A 16,956-nucleotide genomic window follows, 5' to 3' on the forward strand; every position below is an offset into this window, starting at 1 on the left:
AATAATAAGTAACTTAGTATTTATATATACGGAAGCAGGTTCTTAATTGAAGCTGCCAGAACTAGTAACCTTGAAAAGTAAGGTTCTTGTCCAGCTCCACACGCTTCAGTTGGTACGAGTCGGTAGGGCAAAGCATTTTGTACACGGCCAGATTGCTGTCCAGCAGTTCACGGGCAAAACTTTCCAGCTCTGGATAGGGTTTGCATCCGATAGAAATCTCTTTGATGAGCGAGGTGTCGAACTTCTTAATCCCTGGCAGCTCAGAGATAATCCGGAACTCTTCTTCGTACTTCCAGCTCTCACCCTTGTGCAGAAAGATGGCTCTGACAATGTCGTACACATCAGCGGTATAGAAGTTCACTTCAGGCGGCGATTTCACGTACTCCACATCACCGTTTAACGCTGTGTGTTGGTCATCCAGCGCTTCCACAATAGCGTCATCAAACCCTATGCAAAATCCAGAGTGGGAGCTGGCGTAATGCGACCACATCAGGTAATTGGTGTCAGTTCTGGTGAGGCATATCACACCGGTATTCAAAAGCAGATTTCCGCGCAGCATATAGGCGTCAAACTCTTCGGCGTTTTTGGTTCGCCCTCTTAACCAGTTCTCACCGTCCTCGTCGCTTTTGCCAGGCCACATCTCATAATATCGGACACGCTTCTCCGGGATCGTGGCGTCAAAACTAAATTTGGCTTTGAACTCGGCAGGGTCATTGAAGTCGTGTGGCCGGGTGGCTCGGATGGTTCCATCTTCGATGAAGAATTTAAGAATTTTGATTAATTCGTTTGGGTCTTCATGCCCTACGTATTTGTACAGCACAAACAAAGTCCTTTTGAGTTAAAGGCGTCTTTCGACGCCTCTTATTTAACCTTTCTTCATCAACTCACGTTTGATTTCATCGGTGCGCATCGTGACGTCGGCAGCTGTGATCGCCTCGTTCAGTTTCACGATGTCTTCGATTTCCTGCGGCGACTTCTCTGCCAGATGGAAAATGGCTGCACGAATCACGTCAGAACGGGTGAATTTCTCGAAACGAGGGATGAATTTCATCATCTCCAGCAGATCGAAATACTCGTCTTCCAGCGACATTGTGCGGCTCTTAATCTTCTCTTTCCCACGAGTCGGACGCCCCTGCGGTCTGACTGGCTGGCGCATTGGGGTGCTGCTTTTTGGCTGCTCTTCCGGCTCTTTGCGCTTTGCAAGGTCTCCCATTCTCATGGACATTATTCTTCCTCCAGACTCATGATGTAATCTACAAACTCTTCGAACTCGGCTTCTGCCTTCTTATCGCGTTCCGCGCCGGTCATTTCAAAGATAGAACGACCGGCCTCTTCCGCATCGTCATAAACGTTACGGTTGTACAGATTAACCGGCGCAGCCTCGATGCCAAATGTCTCGACAATTTCTTTCGCCGCCAGAATACGTGATGCCTGGGAAGGCAGTGACGGACACTGGTTCACTACCGCGCGGATCTTCACTGTCTCGTTCACATTGCGAACGTTGTCGATGATCGGGTCGATATCACGCAGAGATTTCAAATCACGACGTTTAGGACGCAGCGGGATGATTATCACGTCAGCCATAAGCATCGCCAGACGCTGAATTTCGGAGTCAAAGCCACCAGCATCTACCACTACATAATCGGTGCGCCCCTGAAGCGATTTAAGATGTTTGACGATATCATCCTGAACATATGCGAAGGGAATCAGCTCAAGATCATCATTCTGGCGACGGTCTTCACACCAGCTCGTCGTGGTACGCTGGATATCGATATCGGTGACGTGAACCTTCTTTTTCTTTTTAACTTTGAGGCATACCGCAATTTGCTGGGCAACGGTAGATTTGCCTGGGCCGCCTTTTGTGCCGCCAACCACAATGATCTTGGTCATTGGTGAGTTCCCTTTGCGTGAATTATTGTCGTATGAAACAACTTGTTTTCTTATATGTGATATAGCCTAAATGCCTACGGCTGCGGTGTAAAGGTTAAATGATAGGTACTTGAGGAATGTGGAGCGTGGGATCAAAAAACCCGCCGTAGCGGGTTTATGGGAGAGAGATGATGTTGACGATGTGCGTACAAGAGCCTTTATCAAGTCGCAGCTCGCGGTCTCCCCACTCGTCTGTTACGCGACTTAAAGGCAAACTGCCAATATCCCACGGCAGGAAGCCGGTGGTAGAACCCTTTGCCTTGTCGCCGAGCTGGTCAAGACAACATTTTTTCACGGTATCGTAGATCATAACCTCGCCATATCTCCGCATAGTACCTGACCACATGGACGCACCCAGAATGGTTTGCAAATTGTCGCAAACGAGGTGGCGGTATTTGTCCAGTATGAAGCGATATGCTGTAGAGCCTATGCGGGCTGAGTCAAAAGGCGGTTCGAGATAAGCGCCTTTGATTTGCTTACCGAGGTATTCATTCCCATCGACGCCAATAAACGAAAAATCGTTATAGGCAAACCGACCCACAACCTTCAGCTCTTCTGGGCTAAGAGTCGCATCCACGATCTCAATTTTGATGATGTGTTCGGCAGCCTCAAACGCACTCATCCCCTCGTCATCCATAACCCGCGTGATTTCGTCAAATTGATAATCTGAGTTATAGGAGGGCAAAAGATACACAACGAGAAAGTTGTCGAACTCGCCTTTATCGGCACGCATCTCCACCAGACGAACAACATCGCCTTCTGGTGTCGCGAAATGAAAGGTCTCTAAAATAGTATAGCCGCCCATAGAGAGCGGCATTTTGTTCAACTGCTTGTGGTAGCGTTCATCAATTAAAGAAGGTGCCATTGTTCTTTTTTGCGTTCTGGTAAAACGCTTTCCTTGAGGTCGTTGAACTTATTCTTCATGAATTGTACAACGGCTTTCTCAATTTTTGGAACAATGGATTCTTTAACATCAACAATTTCGGGGTACTGTTCTTGCGGCTTGAGAACAAAGCGCAATTTGTTATTGCGCACAACGACCTCTGCCAAAGGAGTTACAGTTGAGGTGCTGTTGGAGATGTTCTCTGCGCGAGTAACATCGCTTTTGAATGTGACAATGAAGTGCTGGCGGTCAGCTGTTTCGCGACATAACATGCGGCGCACTTCCACTGAGTCTTCACTGTTATGAAAACGCATAGGGAAGCTATCGACTACCGCAGTGTTCGTGCGGATCGTTTGCATAGTACGTGTTTTGTCATGATAGTTGAGCATGTTTCCACCTTAGCCGTTAAGACGTTGATGTCGTGCGGCGACCCCATCGGGGTTTAGAGGCTACGAGAATGCAGCGCTTCTTTGAAATAATGTATGAATGCCTTGACACTCGTTGATTAAATCTACATCAGTCACAAACTAATTGCAACCTGACCACTCCCCAAAACCCCGCTAACCACGGGCGCTTACGCGCTTCCGTCTGCTTTTTTGCCGCTCCATTGGCACAAACGCTCGCCCACCATATTGTGAGTCAAGATCTGTCGCTCTGTCTCTTCGGTCATTAAATCCTCATTACTCACATAGATAGGGTTGGCTGCATCGCAGAAGAGCACGCCGGAAGTCTGTGTCTTAATCACGCACCCACTTACCATGCAGCTCACGATGAACAGCAGAAGCGCCTTTCCGCCGCACTTCATTAAATGTCTCATTTTTGACGTCCACTGTACTTTGAAGCCTTTTCCTGTCTTCCTGCCTTGCCTTCTCTTCGATCGCTTGCCGAGCCGCACGACCACCCATCGCATAAGCACCGACAAGCACGAAAAGAACGGCAGCCAGGGTAATCAGAGCAATTTTCAACTTCGAAACCAGGCTGCCGAACATTTTAAACCATCCCTTTCTGGTGTTTGCGTACCTGAGACCAGGCAATAAAGCCGGCCACAATGATGGTGGCTACGCCAAAAATGATACGAACCGTATCACCGCTGGTGATATGACCTTGTGCCTTATCCATCGCCACAGACACTTGGGGCATTACGTCGGCCAGCTGCGCCAGCCCAATACCTGCCGTGACAGTTGCGCCAGCCGTTTCTTTGGTCACAGGAACCGCTTTAACCGTCTTGATCGGCTTAACGACGCCAGCGCGACGCAGACCTTCCTCAATAACTTCTGCCGCATACCAGGTGTTTGGCGTTTTCAGTGGGCCACGGCCGTTCTCGTGCCGAATGATCGCCTCTACCAGCGGACGCAGAGTGTCGTAGTCGTGTAGATCGATGATCATGTCCGGGGTGACACCAACGGCTTTAGATACCTCGTTCACGTAGGCACTGGTGTTGTTTTCGTTTGGCGGCGCCCAGCGCTCGATGACCTCGCGAATGGTATCGATGCTTGAGCCGTCCTTCGCCCGGCGCTTGTCGTGGTAAGTGATGAGCGTTACCGCCAGCGCTCGAATCCCCCATACAGGATCTTTGAACGTGCAGAAACGTGGTTCGGAAGGGTTGCTAATAAGCCCCTGCCACGGCGACCCCTTATCGAGATTGCCTGGGTTGTTGTTACGAATACCTCTTGGAGTTTTCATCCTTGATCTCCTTTATTGCAGTCCATTCTTGACGCCGTAGGCGGCTAACCCCAGCAGCAGCGCGGTAATCAGGAACGACGTAATCTTTGAGATAATGCCGCCAAAGAACCCGCTGGAGATGGTGTCGAGCCGGTTAAGAAGTTTGTCCAGGTTGGAGTGCTGAATGCTGTGTTGTGCAGGCGTCATATCGCCAAAGTAGGTTTTGAGCTGGTCATTGACCTCCTGGCCAATTTCTTCACGCAACTCCTTACCTAATTTGCCAACGACTTCACGCGCAACGATTGCGGCAATGCGTTCAACCTGCTCAGGCGTTACGCCTGCCATCTCGTTCGACATGATTTCCTCCATGAAAAGTCAAATCGGGATGGCAGTTTTATATCACAATATAACTGTATTTTGTAGGTAAGCACTTACCTACAAAATGAGTTTTAAATTTTTGGGCATGAGCTTAGTGAGGTGAAAGCACCAGAGCCGACCCAACGCCAGTTAAAGACACTACCTGCACGGTATAATGTGTAATGCCCTTCTTTCTTAATCGCATAGATTGGCACACCAGTGTCAACGCCGCCTACCATTGCTCGCCCATAGCAAACCGGCTCTGGTAGTTTCTGGCACGCAGTCAAAGTTAAAGCCATACCTAAAATTAATATCATCTTTTTCATTCTATTCTCCGTTATCCGTAGAGGTTTCTGTTCAAAACTGGAACTCGGTTATTGATAGCTAATGTAGCCCCACCGTTAATTTCATTAACGAGAATCGAACTCACGGTGTTCCCATAACATGTGTAACCGTATACTAGGGTCTTCGCACCACCCGGCATCGGTATGGCGAATGCGTTAGCATATGTAGGCACAATAGCTACTGGATAATCAAAGTTGTGTTTATCTCCGCTGTTCCAGCTCTTATTATCAAGAAACGTAAATGACAATGGAATATTTGCCGTGTTATAGATCTCCACTCCCGATGAATTAAAGAAACTCATCCCCCACTTCTCTTTTTTTGAAATGCCAGTTGCGAACACATACACCGTTACACTGGAGTCGCTGCCTACCCCGCCGAAGCTGTAAATAACCTGGTTATTGCGAACTAATCGGCTTGCGAGCAGCGAAACAGCCTTTGAATAAGCAACGAAAACAATAGGCGACCGATCTGGAGACAGGCCAGTATTGAACTCACTTCCGCCTCGCAACGACACCACATGCTTACTTTGGAACACCATCGGGGTAAGACTTGGAGACATCCAGACCTTCCCATCAGAACGAACAATTTTGCTTCCGTACATTATTTCTGAAACACCAATATATAAATTGTACCGCGAGCATCAGACCAGTTAATCGAGTTGCCCGATACCGAAACACTTCCAATATATCCATTGATTGTTTCCATTATGTAGTAATCAATTGACATACCTGGCTCAATTGCATAACTTCTGCTGCCACTACCTGTCGGTAGAAAATAATCCAGATAATAAATTGGCGCTAATGCGTCAACCATTTCCTGACGGCTAGGCGACCAGATTTTTGCTCCATAACTCATTATTTTCCCTCCGTGAAAAGAGGCACTAACGTACCTCTTAAAATCAGACTCTGGAGACGGTAAACGTCGCTCCTACCTGATTGAAAAACCAGTTTTGTGCAGTTAATGCGTAATAAGTCCGCACCCCATTCAGGTACATATAATTGACAAACGACAGCACAGTACCATTAAGAGATAGATTAAAGTTTTGTGCAGGCCCATTAACCAATCCCAAATAGAGATTTTGATAACCGCTTGGTTGATAAAAATGTCGGATTTCACAACCAAACAAGCTACCGCTTAGAGAACCAGTAGGGCGCACGGTTAGAACGTTACTGAGTACATTCTGGATACTGCCTGTAGCGGTTGCAAAACCGGTGTAGTTAGTGGACACAACGACCCACTGCATGTTTGTTACCTGCACGCGGGCATCATAAGTACTGCGTCCAGTTGTGATGGTAAAGTCGGCAGTAGATTTACCAACCAAGCCACTCATCCAGAACGGTGTGCCGACCTTAACAGCCGAGCCAGCGGCGGACATCCACCGCTGACCAGTTGTTGCGACGGCTGACGACCCGACCCATCCGGAGCCAATAGCCATCAATTACCTCCCTTTAAAACAGACATTTCTCCACGGAGTTCGCGCACTTCTTCACGTAACTCCTTCACAGCCTCGACCAACATGCCGATCACACCGTTATAGTTCAGACGTAAACGCGCTTGGCCGGACTGATCATTGTGGTCGACAGTTACCAGCTCAGGCTGGACCTTCTGAACGTCCTGCGCGATAAGACCGCCAGACTGTTCGTAACGGTCATAGACCTGAATTTCATATAGAACGCCTTCAATCCGCTCTAACTTGTCGAGCGCCCGTTCAATCTTGCGAATATTACGTTTGCTACGACGGTCAGAGCGGATATAAACGTCGTTAAAACTACCATTGCCACCGCAATACCACACGCCATCGTTCTGCAGAAAAGCCTGTGCATCCGTTCCGTTAGCAGTACGCGATTTGTTAATCATGTAGAACCCGAACTGCGAGTTCCCCAACCCACCGACCATAAAGTAACGATCGGCGTGCTCCTGACGAACAATTGCTGATGCGGAGGAGGTATTTACAGCGGAGCTGTTTGAAAGCGCAGCGTTAGTCCTCATGTCGATCCACGATGTGCTCGACGTCGGGATTCGGATATTTCCGCTCGTGACATCCACCCCTCCCCCAACGCTCAAGCCATTCCCCATTGAAACTGCACCGCTTGCGTTTGCAATAGTAATCGGTCGTAAAGCATTCCAACTTCCAAGCGGATCTCCAGATGCGGTCAAAAGGAAATAGGTGTTCCCCCCATCATTTCTGATAAAGAAACCATAGTTGCCATATGCCGCGCGGTAGGCGTTGGCCGATCTGGAAATGATATCCCCTGCTGCAGTCAGACCACCTGAAAGCGTGCCACCGGACAAAGGCAAAGCCCCCACATCTGCGGCGCTCGGCTTGTTGAGTGTGGTGTAGAGCTGTGCCCACGCCGACCAATTTGCATCACTAGCATCACGGCGAGAACGAACGTAAACTGGCGCATGAGTACCGCTCGTTCCGCTCCAGCCAATCAATAGTTCACCTTCACCTGAAGACGCCGCACCTTTAAGATGAATGACGTTGCCATAAGTCGTTGGGTAATTGTTGCTGTAGGCTTCATACATTTGTATGCCGGGCATTGCCCCCTGGGAGTTAGCTTCCAGCGCTGCGACTCTCCCGCGTGACACAAGTGTGGGAATGGAGATATTTGCTGACCCGTCAAAAGACACGTTATTAATCGTTCTTGGGGTCTGTAGCTTAGTCGCTGTTGCTGCATTGCCTGTTGTACTCTGATTACCCGCAGTATTTACGCCCGGCAAATTGATATCAGTTGACCCATCAAAAGAAACTCCGCCAATTTTTCGCGCTGTTTGCAGTTTTGTCGCCGTGCCAGCATTGCCCGTAGTGCTCTGATTGCCTGCTGTGTTTACGCCAGGTAAGTTGATATCGGCTGACCCATCAAAAGAAACCCCACCAATTTTTCGGGCCGCCTGCAGCTTCGTCGCTGTGGCTGCATTACCGGAAGTATTCTGATTACCCGCAGTATTTACGCCTGGTAGATTGATATCTGCGGAGCCATCGAAAGACACACCTCCGATACTACGAGCGATCTGGAGCTTGCTCGCCGTTGCAGCGTTACCGGAAGTACTCTGGTTGCCCTGAGCATTCACCCCCGGAAGCACGATATCTTTGCTGCCATCGAACAATTCGCCACCGATGCTGCGAGCGGTCTGCAGTACAGTCGCTGAACTTGCGTTACCCATGAGCGATCCGGTAATAGAGCCATCTGCATCGGAAAGCACACGATGATAAACAACTCCCACAACGGCGTTTTCCGGTAGCGTATCCAGAACCTCAAAAACTTCCAGGGTCTCTACCGCTGCGCCAGAGAACTGAAGGTTAACAATCAGCTTCTGAGCACCCGCACCGGCATTCAGATAGATATCGTAGTTGTCCTCATCGGTGTTCACAGTGGCTACGTTCTGCACGGCAGAATCCATTGTGCGATAGGTAACTACATTCAGGCCACGCGGATCGCCACTAGCTGTTCGAAGCACTATGTCGGCCATTGCCGCCTGATAAGGGCTGTTGACTTCATATCCCGCACCTCCAATGATCTCGATATAAACGGTGCTGGTCGACTGCGGCATACGTGCGCGCGAAATCTTCACCCATTTAGGCGAATCGGTAGTTAGGTCCATCTCTGCGGAAGTCCCTTTCCACTTCACGCTCGCTACACTTGATTGGGCATTCTGAGCATACTCATACGCCTTATCCTCAGACTCTTTCGCTTTTGTTTGGGATATTTTTGCTTCACCCGCGGAGGTTGACGCCTCGGTTGCCTTCTTCGATGCGAGCACAGCGGACTCAGCCGCCTCATTCGCTTTGACTTCTATCCCAGCCAGAGAATCTGCCGCTGTTGTTGCCGACGCAGCTGCACTCGTCTCTGACTTCTTAGCTTCACCTGCGCTCAATGCAGCGGCTTCTTTGCTTGCTAACGCAGCATCAGCGTATTCGCCAGACGCCGTAGCGCTATTAGCCGCAGCCTCGGCACTCAGACCTGCGGCAGATTCACTCCCAGCAGCAGCCTTCTGCGATGCGTCGGCGTTGGTTTCTGAAGCTTTGGCCGCAGCAGCACTGGCCACCGACTCCCCGGCGCTCGAAGCAGCATGAGTTTCTGACTCCTTAGCCGCATTTTTCGAGGCCAGCGCATCAGCTGCACTACCAGCGGCGGCCTGCTCTGAGGCAGAGGCATTGGTTTCAGAGGTTTTTGCAGCAGCAGCAGAGTCAGACGCAGCAGACGCTGAAGCAGAGGCTTCGGATGCACTGGTCGCAGCCTGTGCTTCAGATGCTTTAGCCGCATCTTTGGATGCCGCGGCACTCGTGGCTGATTCACCAGCTTCAGTCGCTTTGGCCGACGCGGTCGCGGCAGACGCAGCAGCATCGACCTTGAGGCTTTCAGCATTGGTTTCAGACGTTTTGGCAGCGGATGCACTTACACCGGCAGCGCTTTCTGATGCAGCTGCGGCGGTAGCACTCTGGTTTGCTTCGGTGGCTTTGGTCGTCGCTGTATTGGCGCTTTCCGCAGCGGCCGCTGCACTGGCAGCGGCTGCTTTGGCCTTTTCACCAGCGGCATCGATAGCGTCGGTATTGTCTTTGTACCATTGCTGATTGGCATTGTGCTCATTGACGATCTGCGTCAGTGACTTCACAGTCACTTCTGTACCGTCTTCGCGCTCAAGCGTGACCTCATCAACAGCCGTCAACCAGCTGCGCATCGTCTTCGAGTCGGCTGACATACGGGTCATGAGCGCGGTAAAACGTGCGCTGAACTGCGTTAAGTCGCCTTCATAGGTTGTGATGATGCGGCACGGAACTTCCGTCTGGGTTTCGCCTGAATACGGCTCCACCAGCAGCAGGCTGGTGTCATTGAGTACGCGCTTAATTTCGTGCAGTTTGTTATCAGGGCCAATGACAATCATGCCCGGCAGCACACCATTCGCGGTAACGTTCCAGAACGTACCAGTGCCGGTGAGTGTGTCACTCCCCTGTGTAAATGTGATAGTACCTTCCCTGTACCACATATTCGCTCCTTGATAAGACGGGCATCCTTGCCCGTCATTAAGTAAGTACCTACTTATTTTTACCGATATGAAGAAATATTTCTACTGTCAAAGAAGCCCAATCCTCACCCGGAGAACGTTGTTGTCGTCATAGACGTCGATACGCTGGCCGTTGATGACCAGACGACCGTTACCGCCACTATTACCGTTGATCTCCAGCACGCCATTTTTCCCAAAGCGCCATCCCGAACGGCCAGAGACAAAGTTGGTGGACTGTAGGTCGCCAACTTTGGCGTTGGTGATTGTTCCATCCTTGATAAAAGCGCCGTTCATGTAAGCAACGCTGTTTTCGACCACAAACGGCGTGGTGATTTTCCCGTTAACCGAGTTCACAAGACCAAAGCGGTCTGCTTGAACAAGGAACTGAGAAAGACCTGTGCTATCAATGCCCAGCGCGATACCGGCAACATATTTCTGGCCACCGCTCGTGGAAGTCTCCATTTTAAGCGTCCACGCTGTCGAAACCTTTTTGTTGGTATCGGCAATTGCCTGGGCCTGCTGCTGGATAGTGGCCGAGTTGCCGTCTACTTCAGCCTTAATCGTATCAATACGACCACCTAGTGCTTTATCGGCTTCCGCGCGTGCGGTTGCTTCAGAAGTAATTGCGGCACTGATATCTTTTCCTGTCTGAGCCTGCAAATTGGTGATTTGCCCTGCCAGCGCAGAGTCGGCATCGGTTCTGGCTTTCGTTTCTTCCGCAACAGCCGCCTTAATGTCGGCGCCTGTTTGGGCCTTTAGTGTTGTGATTTGTTGCGCCAACGATTCGTCGGCGGTCGCTCTTGCAATCTGCTCTTCGGCCAGCGCCGCGCTGATATCTCCCTCAACCTTCGCTTGCAATGTTGTGATCTGCTTCGACAACGACTCATCCGCTGTTGCACGAGCCTCTTGTTCAGCAACGATGGCCGCTGAAATATCGTCGTTGAGCTGGGCTTCCAGCTTGGAGATATGCGTCGCAATAGCCTTATCAGCCTCTACGCGAGCCGTTGTCTCTTCAGTGATAGAAGCGCGAATATCTTCACCAATTTCTGCGCGGATCTCTTCCACTTTCGAGGCCATTGCAGACATATCGTCGGCAAACGTCTTCTGAGTTGTGGCAATCTTCGCGTTATTGACCATCTGCTTGTGCTGGTCTTCATCCTGACGCAGAGCAAGATCGATATTGGTTTTGGCCAATGCCTCAATATTGGTGGTCACTTCCGCGCTGGCTCGCTCGACTTCGGCCACAGTTTTCTTCATCTCTTCAACAGCAGCAACGCTATCGTCAACAGAAGATTTCATCGCCTCAATCTGTTTGGCGTTCGCCATATCGCCTTCTACTCGGGCCTCACGTTCTTCGGCAATCAATGCAGAGGCATTATCGAGTGCTGCATGAGCTGCTTCGACCGCGCCGGCTACGGCTTTGCCCTGCTCGGATACAGTTTCCTGTAACTCAACTAAAGCCGCATTGGAATCTTCAACCTGTTGCAGAGCGTCATTGACCTTATCCAAAGTGCCGGACACTTCCGTTTTAAGCCCGTTTTGCGCTTCTTCTAGTCTCTGATCTGCCGCTGTCAACTTGTCATCGAGATCTTTGAGGCTCTCTTCCATCTGCTGATAGATAGAATCAACAGCCTCCTGAGAAACCTTAGAGTCGATTTCCTCAAGCAACTCCTGTCCCAACTCAGAAGATGTGATTTTCCCTGTCAGGAATGAGAGAACATCCTTTGTCATCGCCTCGGTACCCAAATTGGAGTTTGGCGGACTCAACATGCCTCTCTTATTTGCCGCGCGAACCCAATAGAACCACGTTTCGCTATCCCCCAGACCTGCATGGGTGAAAGTAGTACTGGCGGCCTCGGCAATCAGTTTTGCGGTGTCCAGGTCGTTGGTCTGTGACGCATACACGTTGATGTGGTCGAGATCGATTGAATCAGGGTTAACCCAATTCAGAATCACGTTGCGATAGTCACCCACAGCCGTCAACGCAGTCGGTGCGCCTGGCGGTGTCATCGTTCCCTGAACTTTATAGACTGTACTGATGATCTCAGTCTTTTTGCCGCTGAATGACACAGCATAAAGCTGGATATCATATTGGCCATTCTCGGCAATATTGATGATTTCGTACTGCTCTTCAGTGACACGCGCGGACTGCCAGTTAGAAACGTTGTTCTCGTCCGAGCGACGCCAACTGATCCAATATTCAGCAGACTTACCTTCCCAGGTCGCAATAAGCTTGATGGAAAGGTTGCCAGGGCTGGAAATATACGTTCCTTCCGTCACCTGCAGGTTTGTCGGCTTCGAGTATGTTGGATCGAGAACGGTGTTGTTCTCCGGAATCAGCGTAGCCCCATTGTCTATCGCTTCGTACTTCGAAGGGTTATTCTGGACGACCGTCACATCGAAAGACCCTTGAGCATCACCCTGCGCAACGTTGATAACGCGTACTCGCATTGGCTCCAGGTCTGGTTCGGTGATAGTCCAGATGCCATTCATTACTGGCATTTCGCCGGATGCCAGAGACTTCGAGAACGTCACTTTAGTGATATTCTCCCCCGTCTCCAGAATGTCGCGTTCGACGATCTTGCCTTCCTGGTTCAAGATGCGAATGTAGCTGCCGCTTTTCTTCAACGATACTGGTGCGTCTAATGTGATGCTGTTCTTGTTAAAGGACATAATGCGACCGGAGTTGCGCTTGCCCGAACGGTACTTGTTCTGGATCAGCACGGTTTCACCAGGCATTAAGAACGAAGCGTCAAGACCGGCAGTAAAGGTAATAACGTCAGACTCCATGCGAGCGGTATACAGCAACCACAAACCGACACGATGCGCCTGGCCACGGCTGGTACAACCGAACGCAACCACTTCGGTTTTGCGCTCGCCATAACGACGCATCGCCTCCTGGTCTTCGACGTACTCGATGTTCTGTTTGTAGCCGTCTTCTTTGTTGTTATAGGTGACAAGCGCAACGGAAGGACGATCTTTACGAGCTGAACCTTTATAGCTAAACAGGCCATCTTTGACGTTTGCGTTGGTAAACATCATGACCGGATCTGACGGGCTGTCCTGCATGACGTTGACCATTCCACCAGCCCAGAAGACCATACCGCGGAAGGCGCCAGCGATATCCTGAATCAGTCGATAGGCATCCTGCCGGCTGGTTATCTGGGTGTTGATGGCGAAACGCTTCTCCTTGCCGCCGAAACCATCGTCAACCTCTTCGTCGCAATAGCGACCGATCTGATACATCTGTCCAAGATCAATCATGGACTCAGAGACAAACTGCCCAAGGCCATATCGAGCGTTGGTCAGAACGTCGAAGAGAATCCAGGCTGGGTTAGAGGATGACAGCAGCTTAAACGTACCGTCCCAAACACCAACATAGGTATTGGTATTCTCGTTGTAGTTTGACGGCACGCGGATTTTCAAACCACGCACCAGATACGAACGAGAAGGCATAGAGCTACCGAACTGCTCGGAGTTAACCTTGAGTCCAACAAGCGCAGAGTTCGGATAGTTCATTGGCGTATCGACGATCTCACCGACAGAGTCCACCCACGTATCGTTAAAGATGTACTGAGTGTTGCTGTCATCGGTCAGACGAAGCACGCGAACCTTGTAGGCACGGCCTGGCTTGGGCAGTTTTAGTTCATAGCTGCGGTAGTAGACGCCCGTCTTTTTTGCCGTCAGCGTAATTTCGGAAGTGCTCTCCCCTTCTGCGATGGCGTCCTTGAAGGCATTATCGCCATTGGCAATCTGGAATTTGTACTTCACGGTCGTACCGTTGGTATCACCGGTCTTTTTGTCGATGCTACGCAGAGACGGGAACTTCAGAATGACGCGGACACGGTCTGCCTCATCGTTATCGATGGCAATCGTAACGTCGTGCATTCTTTTCAGCTGGATGTTGACTGACTTCGGCGTTTCAACGAAATCGAACCCGGACATCGGCGTCTGGTCTTGTGAACCATCGCGGAAGTCCCAAGTGATACCGCTAAAGTTTGGAGACCCGTCTTCGTTAAGGATTGGCAGATCATCAATGAAGATCGATTTTGCGCCATCCACCAGCCCGCCAATGACACCTTCCCCGAGCAGGTCGAGGATTGACGCCATAGCACGCGAGTTTACGGTATCGTCAGCTTCAACCGGCGTGCGGCTGGAGCCACTGCTTTTCTTACCGCCAGCACCTGCAATCAGGAGAGGCAGTCTCTTCTTCTTGAACTGTTCCATGTTCAAAAATTCCCTTCTTACTAAAGCTGGTCGATGGTGATCGAAGAACTCACTACCTGTGAGCCGACCAGAATTTCCTCACCATAAATGAGCTGAACCGGGTTGCCCTGGTTAGTGGTGTTTTGTGGCCCGTCGAAATAAAACGAGTTCGAGTTATCTGCCTGCCTTACGCTGTCATTGGTCGCCTGGGGAGAAATTAGCTGAGAAATACCGCCCATCATTAGCGACAAGCCGAGCGGGACTAGAGCAGGCATAATAAAAGCCGATACGACCATCAACGCAGCCCCTACCACTGTTTGAAACCAGCCGAATGCAGAGCCACCGCTACCGCGAGGAACCGGCGTGATGCGGATCTTCGCGATGTTGTCGGACTGCCCCATCATTTGAAACTCGCTCTCATCAACCGACCACTTATGCCCCTGCTTATTGGTGATCTGGATGTGGTACTTGTCGTAGGTCTTCATGTTGCGCTTCATCCATGCTTTTAAGCCCGGACGGTTGGCTTCGACCAAATCCAACGCCTGTTTGGTGTTGCGCACTTTTAAATGCCAGTGGCGGCCGAAATGTCTGGCCATCGGGCCACCAAGTTGCACATGAACTAACTCAGACACGTCTCATCTCCCTTGAGTAAGTCTCTGTGACGCAGGTGGTGCGTCGTGTGTTTCTGGTACATGCCACCGTAATAAGCGCGACAACTCAGGCGGTCGATCTGATGATGCAGGATCATGCCGTCTCCGATATACACCGCGCAGTGGTCAGGCATTTTTCCGTACTGGATGAAGAAGACATCGCCGCGCTGCGGTTCCGTCCCTGGCGCAAGACGCACCAGCCCTTCATTTCGATAGTTCTGGTCGAGAATGTCGTTGTCGCCCGTGTACCATGACGGGATATGCAGGTGCGCATTCGGATTCAGCTCAACACCAAACTCGCGCTTGAGATAGTCGCGGCAAAGCATCCAGCAGTCGAAGACACCGAACACATAGGGTCTCCCCAGATAAGGCATCTCAAAGCCGTCTGGGGTGATCACATTCATCTCACTGAAGTGAAATGGCGCATCGCCCTCGACGTTCTTGCGAACAGCCAGAATCAGCCACGGAACTTCCGTTGCCTCGCATCCGGCGCGATCGGCGTCTGACGCATCAGCTGATTCGTCAGTGTGGGAGTGCCAGATGGCAACCACGTCCCCCGCATCTTCCGCAGTGATAATGTCGTCAGCGTGCATAACAAACGTGTTTTCCGGGTACTCCGACACGTTCCGGGCTTCAATGAAGCGATATTTCTCGCCAGTGGTACGCACCAGAAAGCCACACGCTTCGTTCGGGTAGCGTTTGATGGCTGTCAGATAGATTTGTTGCATAACGTCCGAGCCAAGCTCAGGGAGCGCCTTATTACCCATAACGCGTTGCTCCGATGAACCCGCCAAAGTGGATTACGCCATTGGCAAAGTAGTTACGGCGAGCGTTGCATGAGTCGTAGCGTTTCGTGCAGTAATCCGCGCCTGACATGGTGGTTTGCTGGTTGTTTTTGTCGAAATATGGGCCGGTGTAGCCGCACTCTGGGCCGCGGTATTTCCACGGGCAGGTGTTTTTGATGATCTGGCGGTACGGCAGCTGCACGCCCATCAGATCGAACACACTCGACAGCTCAAACTCGACGACCTCATGAGTTTCGAGAGTCTTCTGTTCGATGAACCACATCTCATCCGGGAAGTGCTGATTTGGATCTGCGGTTGGATTCCCGTCTTTGAAGTTGGCCGCATCGAGAAAACGCGCCAGCGTCATCTTGCGGATGATGCGGCACCCCACCAGATCGTCGTTTGCCTGAACTTCAGCGGAGACAGTTCCGGCAAAGTTGGAGACCTGGATTTTTGGACGCGGCAAAGTACCCTGACCAGTCTTATCAAAGCCTGACGCTTTGATTGGCCACGGTTCGTAGGACACACCCTGCCAAACGACTGGCTCCATCAGTTCGTTTGTGCCGGCGTGGAAAAACAGCTTGCCCCCAGAGGTGGTGTTCGACATATCAAGTTCGAACAACTCAATGAGCGCGGAGGGCGACAAGCTCTGAATATCAGCTTTAATACCCATCGTTTCTTCCTTGAAATAAAGAGGCGCCAACATCCTGTCAGCGCCTATAAATAATAGTAAATAAGTGATTACTTATCTAGTGGGTTAAATTATCCTTCATAAATTTGTCTGAAGGTCGCAGTGAGAACCTGATAGCCCTGGTAACGTTTGACCGTATGGCTGTCGCACACCACAACAATCTTTTTGCCACGAGGGTTCGTCCAGTAGAACGACTCAACGGCCGCGCGTGCCGTCAGAAAGTCATCGACGGCATTGATGACGTCGTAAGAGCGCGTAAATGTCAGGCTCCACTCTTCTTTGATGCGATTGAGACCTTTGGCCTGGCGCTGTTCGTAATCGTCACCGAAATTCAGAACCGCCACGTTAGGCTTCACGGTCTTTTCCGACTCGTAGTCGGGATACCAGTTAAAAGTCAGTCTTTCCATCTCACATCCTTGTGAGACTGCCCCTTCCGGGGCA

General features: G+C 50.7%; 18 protein-coding genes. All 18 read right to left on the bottom strand.

Annotated features, from left to right (window positions below; translation table 11 throughout):
• Positions 1-61 precede the first annotated feature (61 nt).
• Complete coding sequence (locus tag ACQG0S_RS22890) at positions 62-820, bottom strand: DUF2971 domain-containing protein (RefSeq protein ID WP_022649962.1); 759 nt, start codon at positions 818-820, stop codon at positions 62-64.
• A gap of 45 nt (positions 821-865) precedes the next feature.
• Positions 866-1,219 (bottom strand): hypothetical protein, encoded by a 354-nt coding sequence (locus tag ACQG0S_RS22895; RefSeq protein ID WP_161496783.1) that lies wholly within the window; start codon positions 1,217-1,219, stop codon positions 866-868.
• Positions 1,220-1,224: 5 nt separating this feature from the next.
• Entirely contained in the window at positions 1,225-1,890 is a 666-nt protein-coding gene (locus tag ACQG0S_RS22900) for a division plane positioning ATPase MipZ (RefSeq protein WP_022649960.1), read from the bottom strand.
• 154 nt (positions 1,891-2,044) lie between these two features.
• Positions 2,045-2,794: a hypothetical protein gene (locus tag ACQG0S_RS22905; RefSeq protein WP_022649959.1), complete on the bottom strand. Its 750-nt coding sequence runs from the start codon at positions 2,792-2,794 to the stop codon at positions 2,045-2,047.
• Positions 2,779-3,201, bottom strand: a complete 423-nt coding sequence (locus ACQG0S_RS22910) for a hypothetical protein (protein ID WP_016051638.1) — start codon at positions 3,199-3,201, stop codon at positions 2,779-2,781. The genes ACQG0S_RS22905 and ACQG0S_RS22910 overlap by 16 nt, the downstream gene beginning before the upstream one ends.
• A gap of 348 nt (positions 3,202-3,549) precedes the next feature.
• Positions 3,550-3,801, bottom strand: coding sequence for a hypothetical protein (locus ACQG0S_RS22915; RefSeq protein WP_016051635.1), 252 nt, complete (start codon positions 3,799-3,801; stop codon positions 3,550-3,552).
• Position 3,802: 1 nt separating this feature from the next.
• Complete coding sequence (locus ACQG0S_RS22920) at positions 3,803-4,495, bottom strand: endolysin (protein WP_016051634.1); 693 nt, start codon at positions 4,493-4,495, stop codon at positions 3,803-3,805.
• A 12-nt stretch (positions 4,496-4,507) separates the two neighbouring features.
• The gene (locus ACQG0S_RS22925) at positions 4,508-4,831 is read right to left on the bottom strand and encodes a hypothetical protein (RefSeq protein WP_016051633.1); all 324 of its coding nucleotides are present in this window, start codon (positions 4,829-4,831) and stop codon (positions 4,508-4,510) included.
• A 92-nt stretch (positions 4,832-4,923) separates the two neighbouring features.
• On the bottom strand, positions 4,924-5,157 hold the full coding sequence (gene cor, locus ACQG0S_RS22930) for a phage exclusion lipoprotein Cor (RefSeq protein WP_016051632.1): 234 nt from the start codon (positions 5,155-5,157) through the stop codon (positions 4,924-4,926).
• 11 nt (positions 5,158-5,168) lie between these two features.
• Complete coding sequence (locus tag ACQG0S_RS22935; RefSeq protein ID WP_016051631.1) at positions 5,169-5,735, bottom strand: hypothetical protein; 567 nt, start codon at positions 5,733-5,735, stop codon at positions 5,169-5,171.
• A gap of 41 nt (positions 5,736-5,776) precedes the next feature.
• Positions 5,777-6,031 (bottom strand): hypothetical protein, encoded by a 255-nt coding sequence (locus ACQG0S_RS22940; RefSeq protein WP_022649955.1) that lies wholly within the window; start codon positions 6,029-6,031, stop codon positions 5,777-5,779.
• A 43-nt stretch (positions 6,032-6,074) separates the two neighbouring features.
• Positions 6,075-6,611 carry a hypothetical protein gene (locus ACQG0S_RS22945; protein ID WP_022649954.1) on the bottom strand — a complete coding sequence of 179 codons (537 nt, stop codon included), beginning with the start codon at positions 6,609-6,611 and terminating at the stop codon, positions 6,075-6,077.
• The gene (locus tag ACQG0S_RS22950; RefSeq protein ID WP_057102245.1) at positions 6,611-10,165 is read right to left on the bottom strand and encodes a tail fiber domain-containing protein; all 3,555 of its coding nucleotides are present in this window, start codon (positions 10,163-10,165) and stop codon (positions 6,611-6,613) included. Before ACQG0S_RS22950 ends, ACQG0S_RS22945 begins: the two co-directional genes overlap by 1 nt.
• Positions 10,166-10,252: 87 nt before the next feature.
• A complete protein-coding gene (locus ACQG0S_RS22955) occupies positions 10,253-14,410 on the bottom strand; it encodes a phage tail tip fiber protein (protein ID WP_332965612.1) in 4,158 nt (1,385 codons plus the stop codon).
• Positions 14,411-14,430: 20 nt separating this feature from the next.
• A complete protein-coding gene (locus ACQG0S_RS22960) occupies positions 14,431-15,021 on the bottom strand; it encodes a tail assembly protein (RefSeq protein WP_039264885.1) in 591 nt (196 codons plus the stop codon).
• Entirely contained in the window at positions 15,009-15,806 is a 798-nt protein-coding gene (locus ACQG0S_RS22965; protein ID WP_016051625.1) for a C40 family peptidase, read from the bottom strand. Before ACQG0S_RS22965 ends, ACQG0S_RS22960 begins: the two co-directional genes overlap by 13 nt.
• A complete protein-coding gene (locus ACQG0S_RS22970; protein ID WP_016051624.1) occupies positions 15,799-16,497 on the bottom strand; it encodes a phage minor tail protein L in 699 nt (232 codons plus the stop codon). Before ACQG0S_RS22970 ends, ACQG0S_RS22965 begins: the two co-directional genes overlap by 8 nt.
• Positions 16,498-16,586: 89 nt before the next feature.
• Positions 16,587-16,922, bottom strand: coding sequence for a phage tail protein (locus ACQG0S_RS22975; protein ID WP_016051623.1), 336 nt, complete (start codon positions 16,920-16,922; stop codon positions 16,587-16,589).
• Positions 16,923-16,956: the final 34 nt, after the last annotated feature.

The sequence above is a fragment of the Enterobacter cloacae complex sp. 418I7 genome, assembly GCF_050030705.1.
GTDB lineage: Bacteria > Pseudomonadota > Gammaproteobacteria > Enterobacterales > Enterobacteriaceae > Enterobacter > Enterobacter intestinihominis.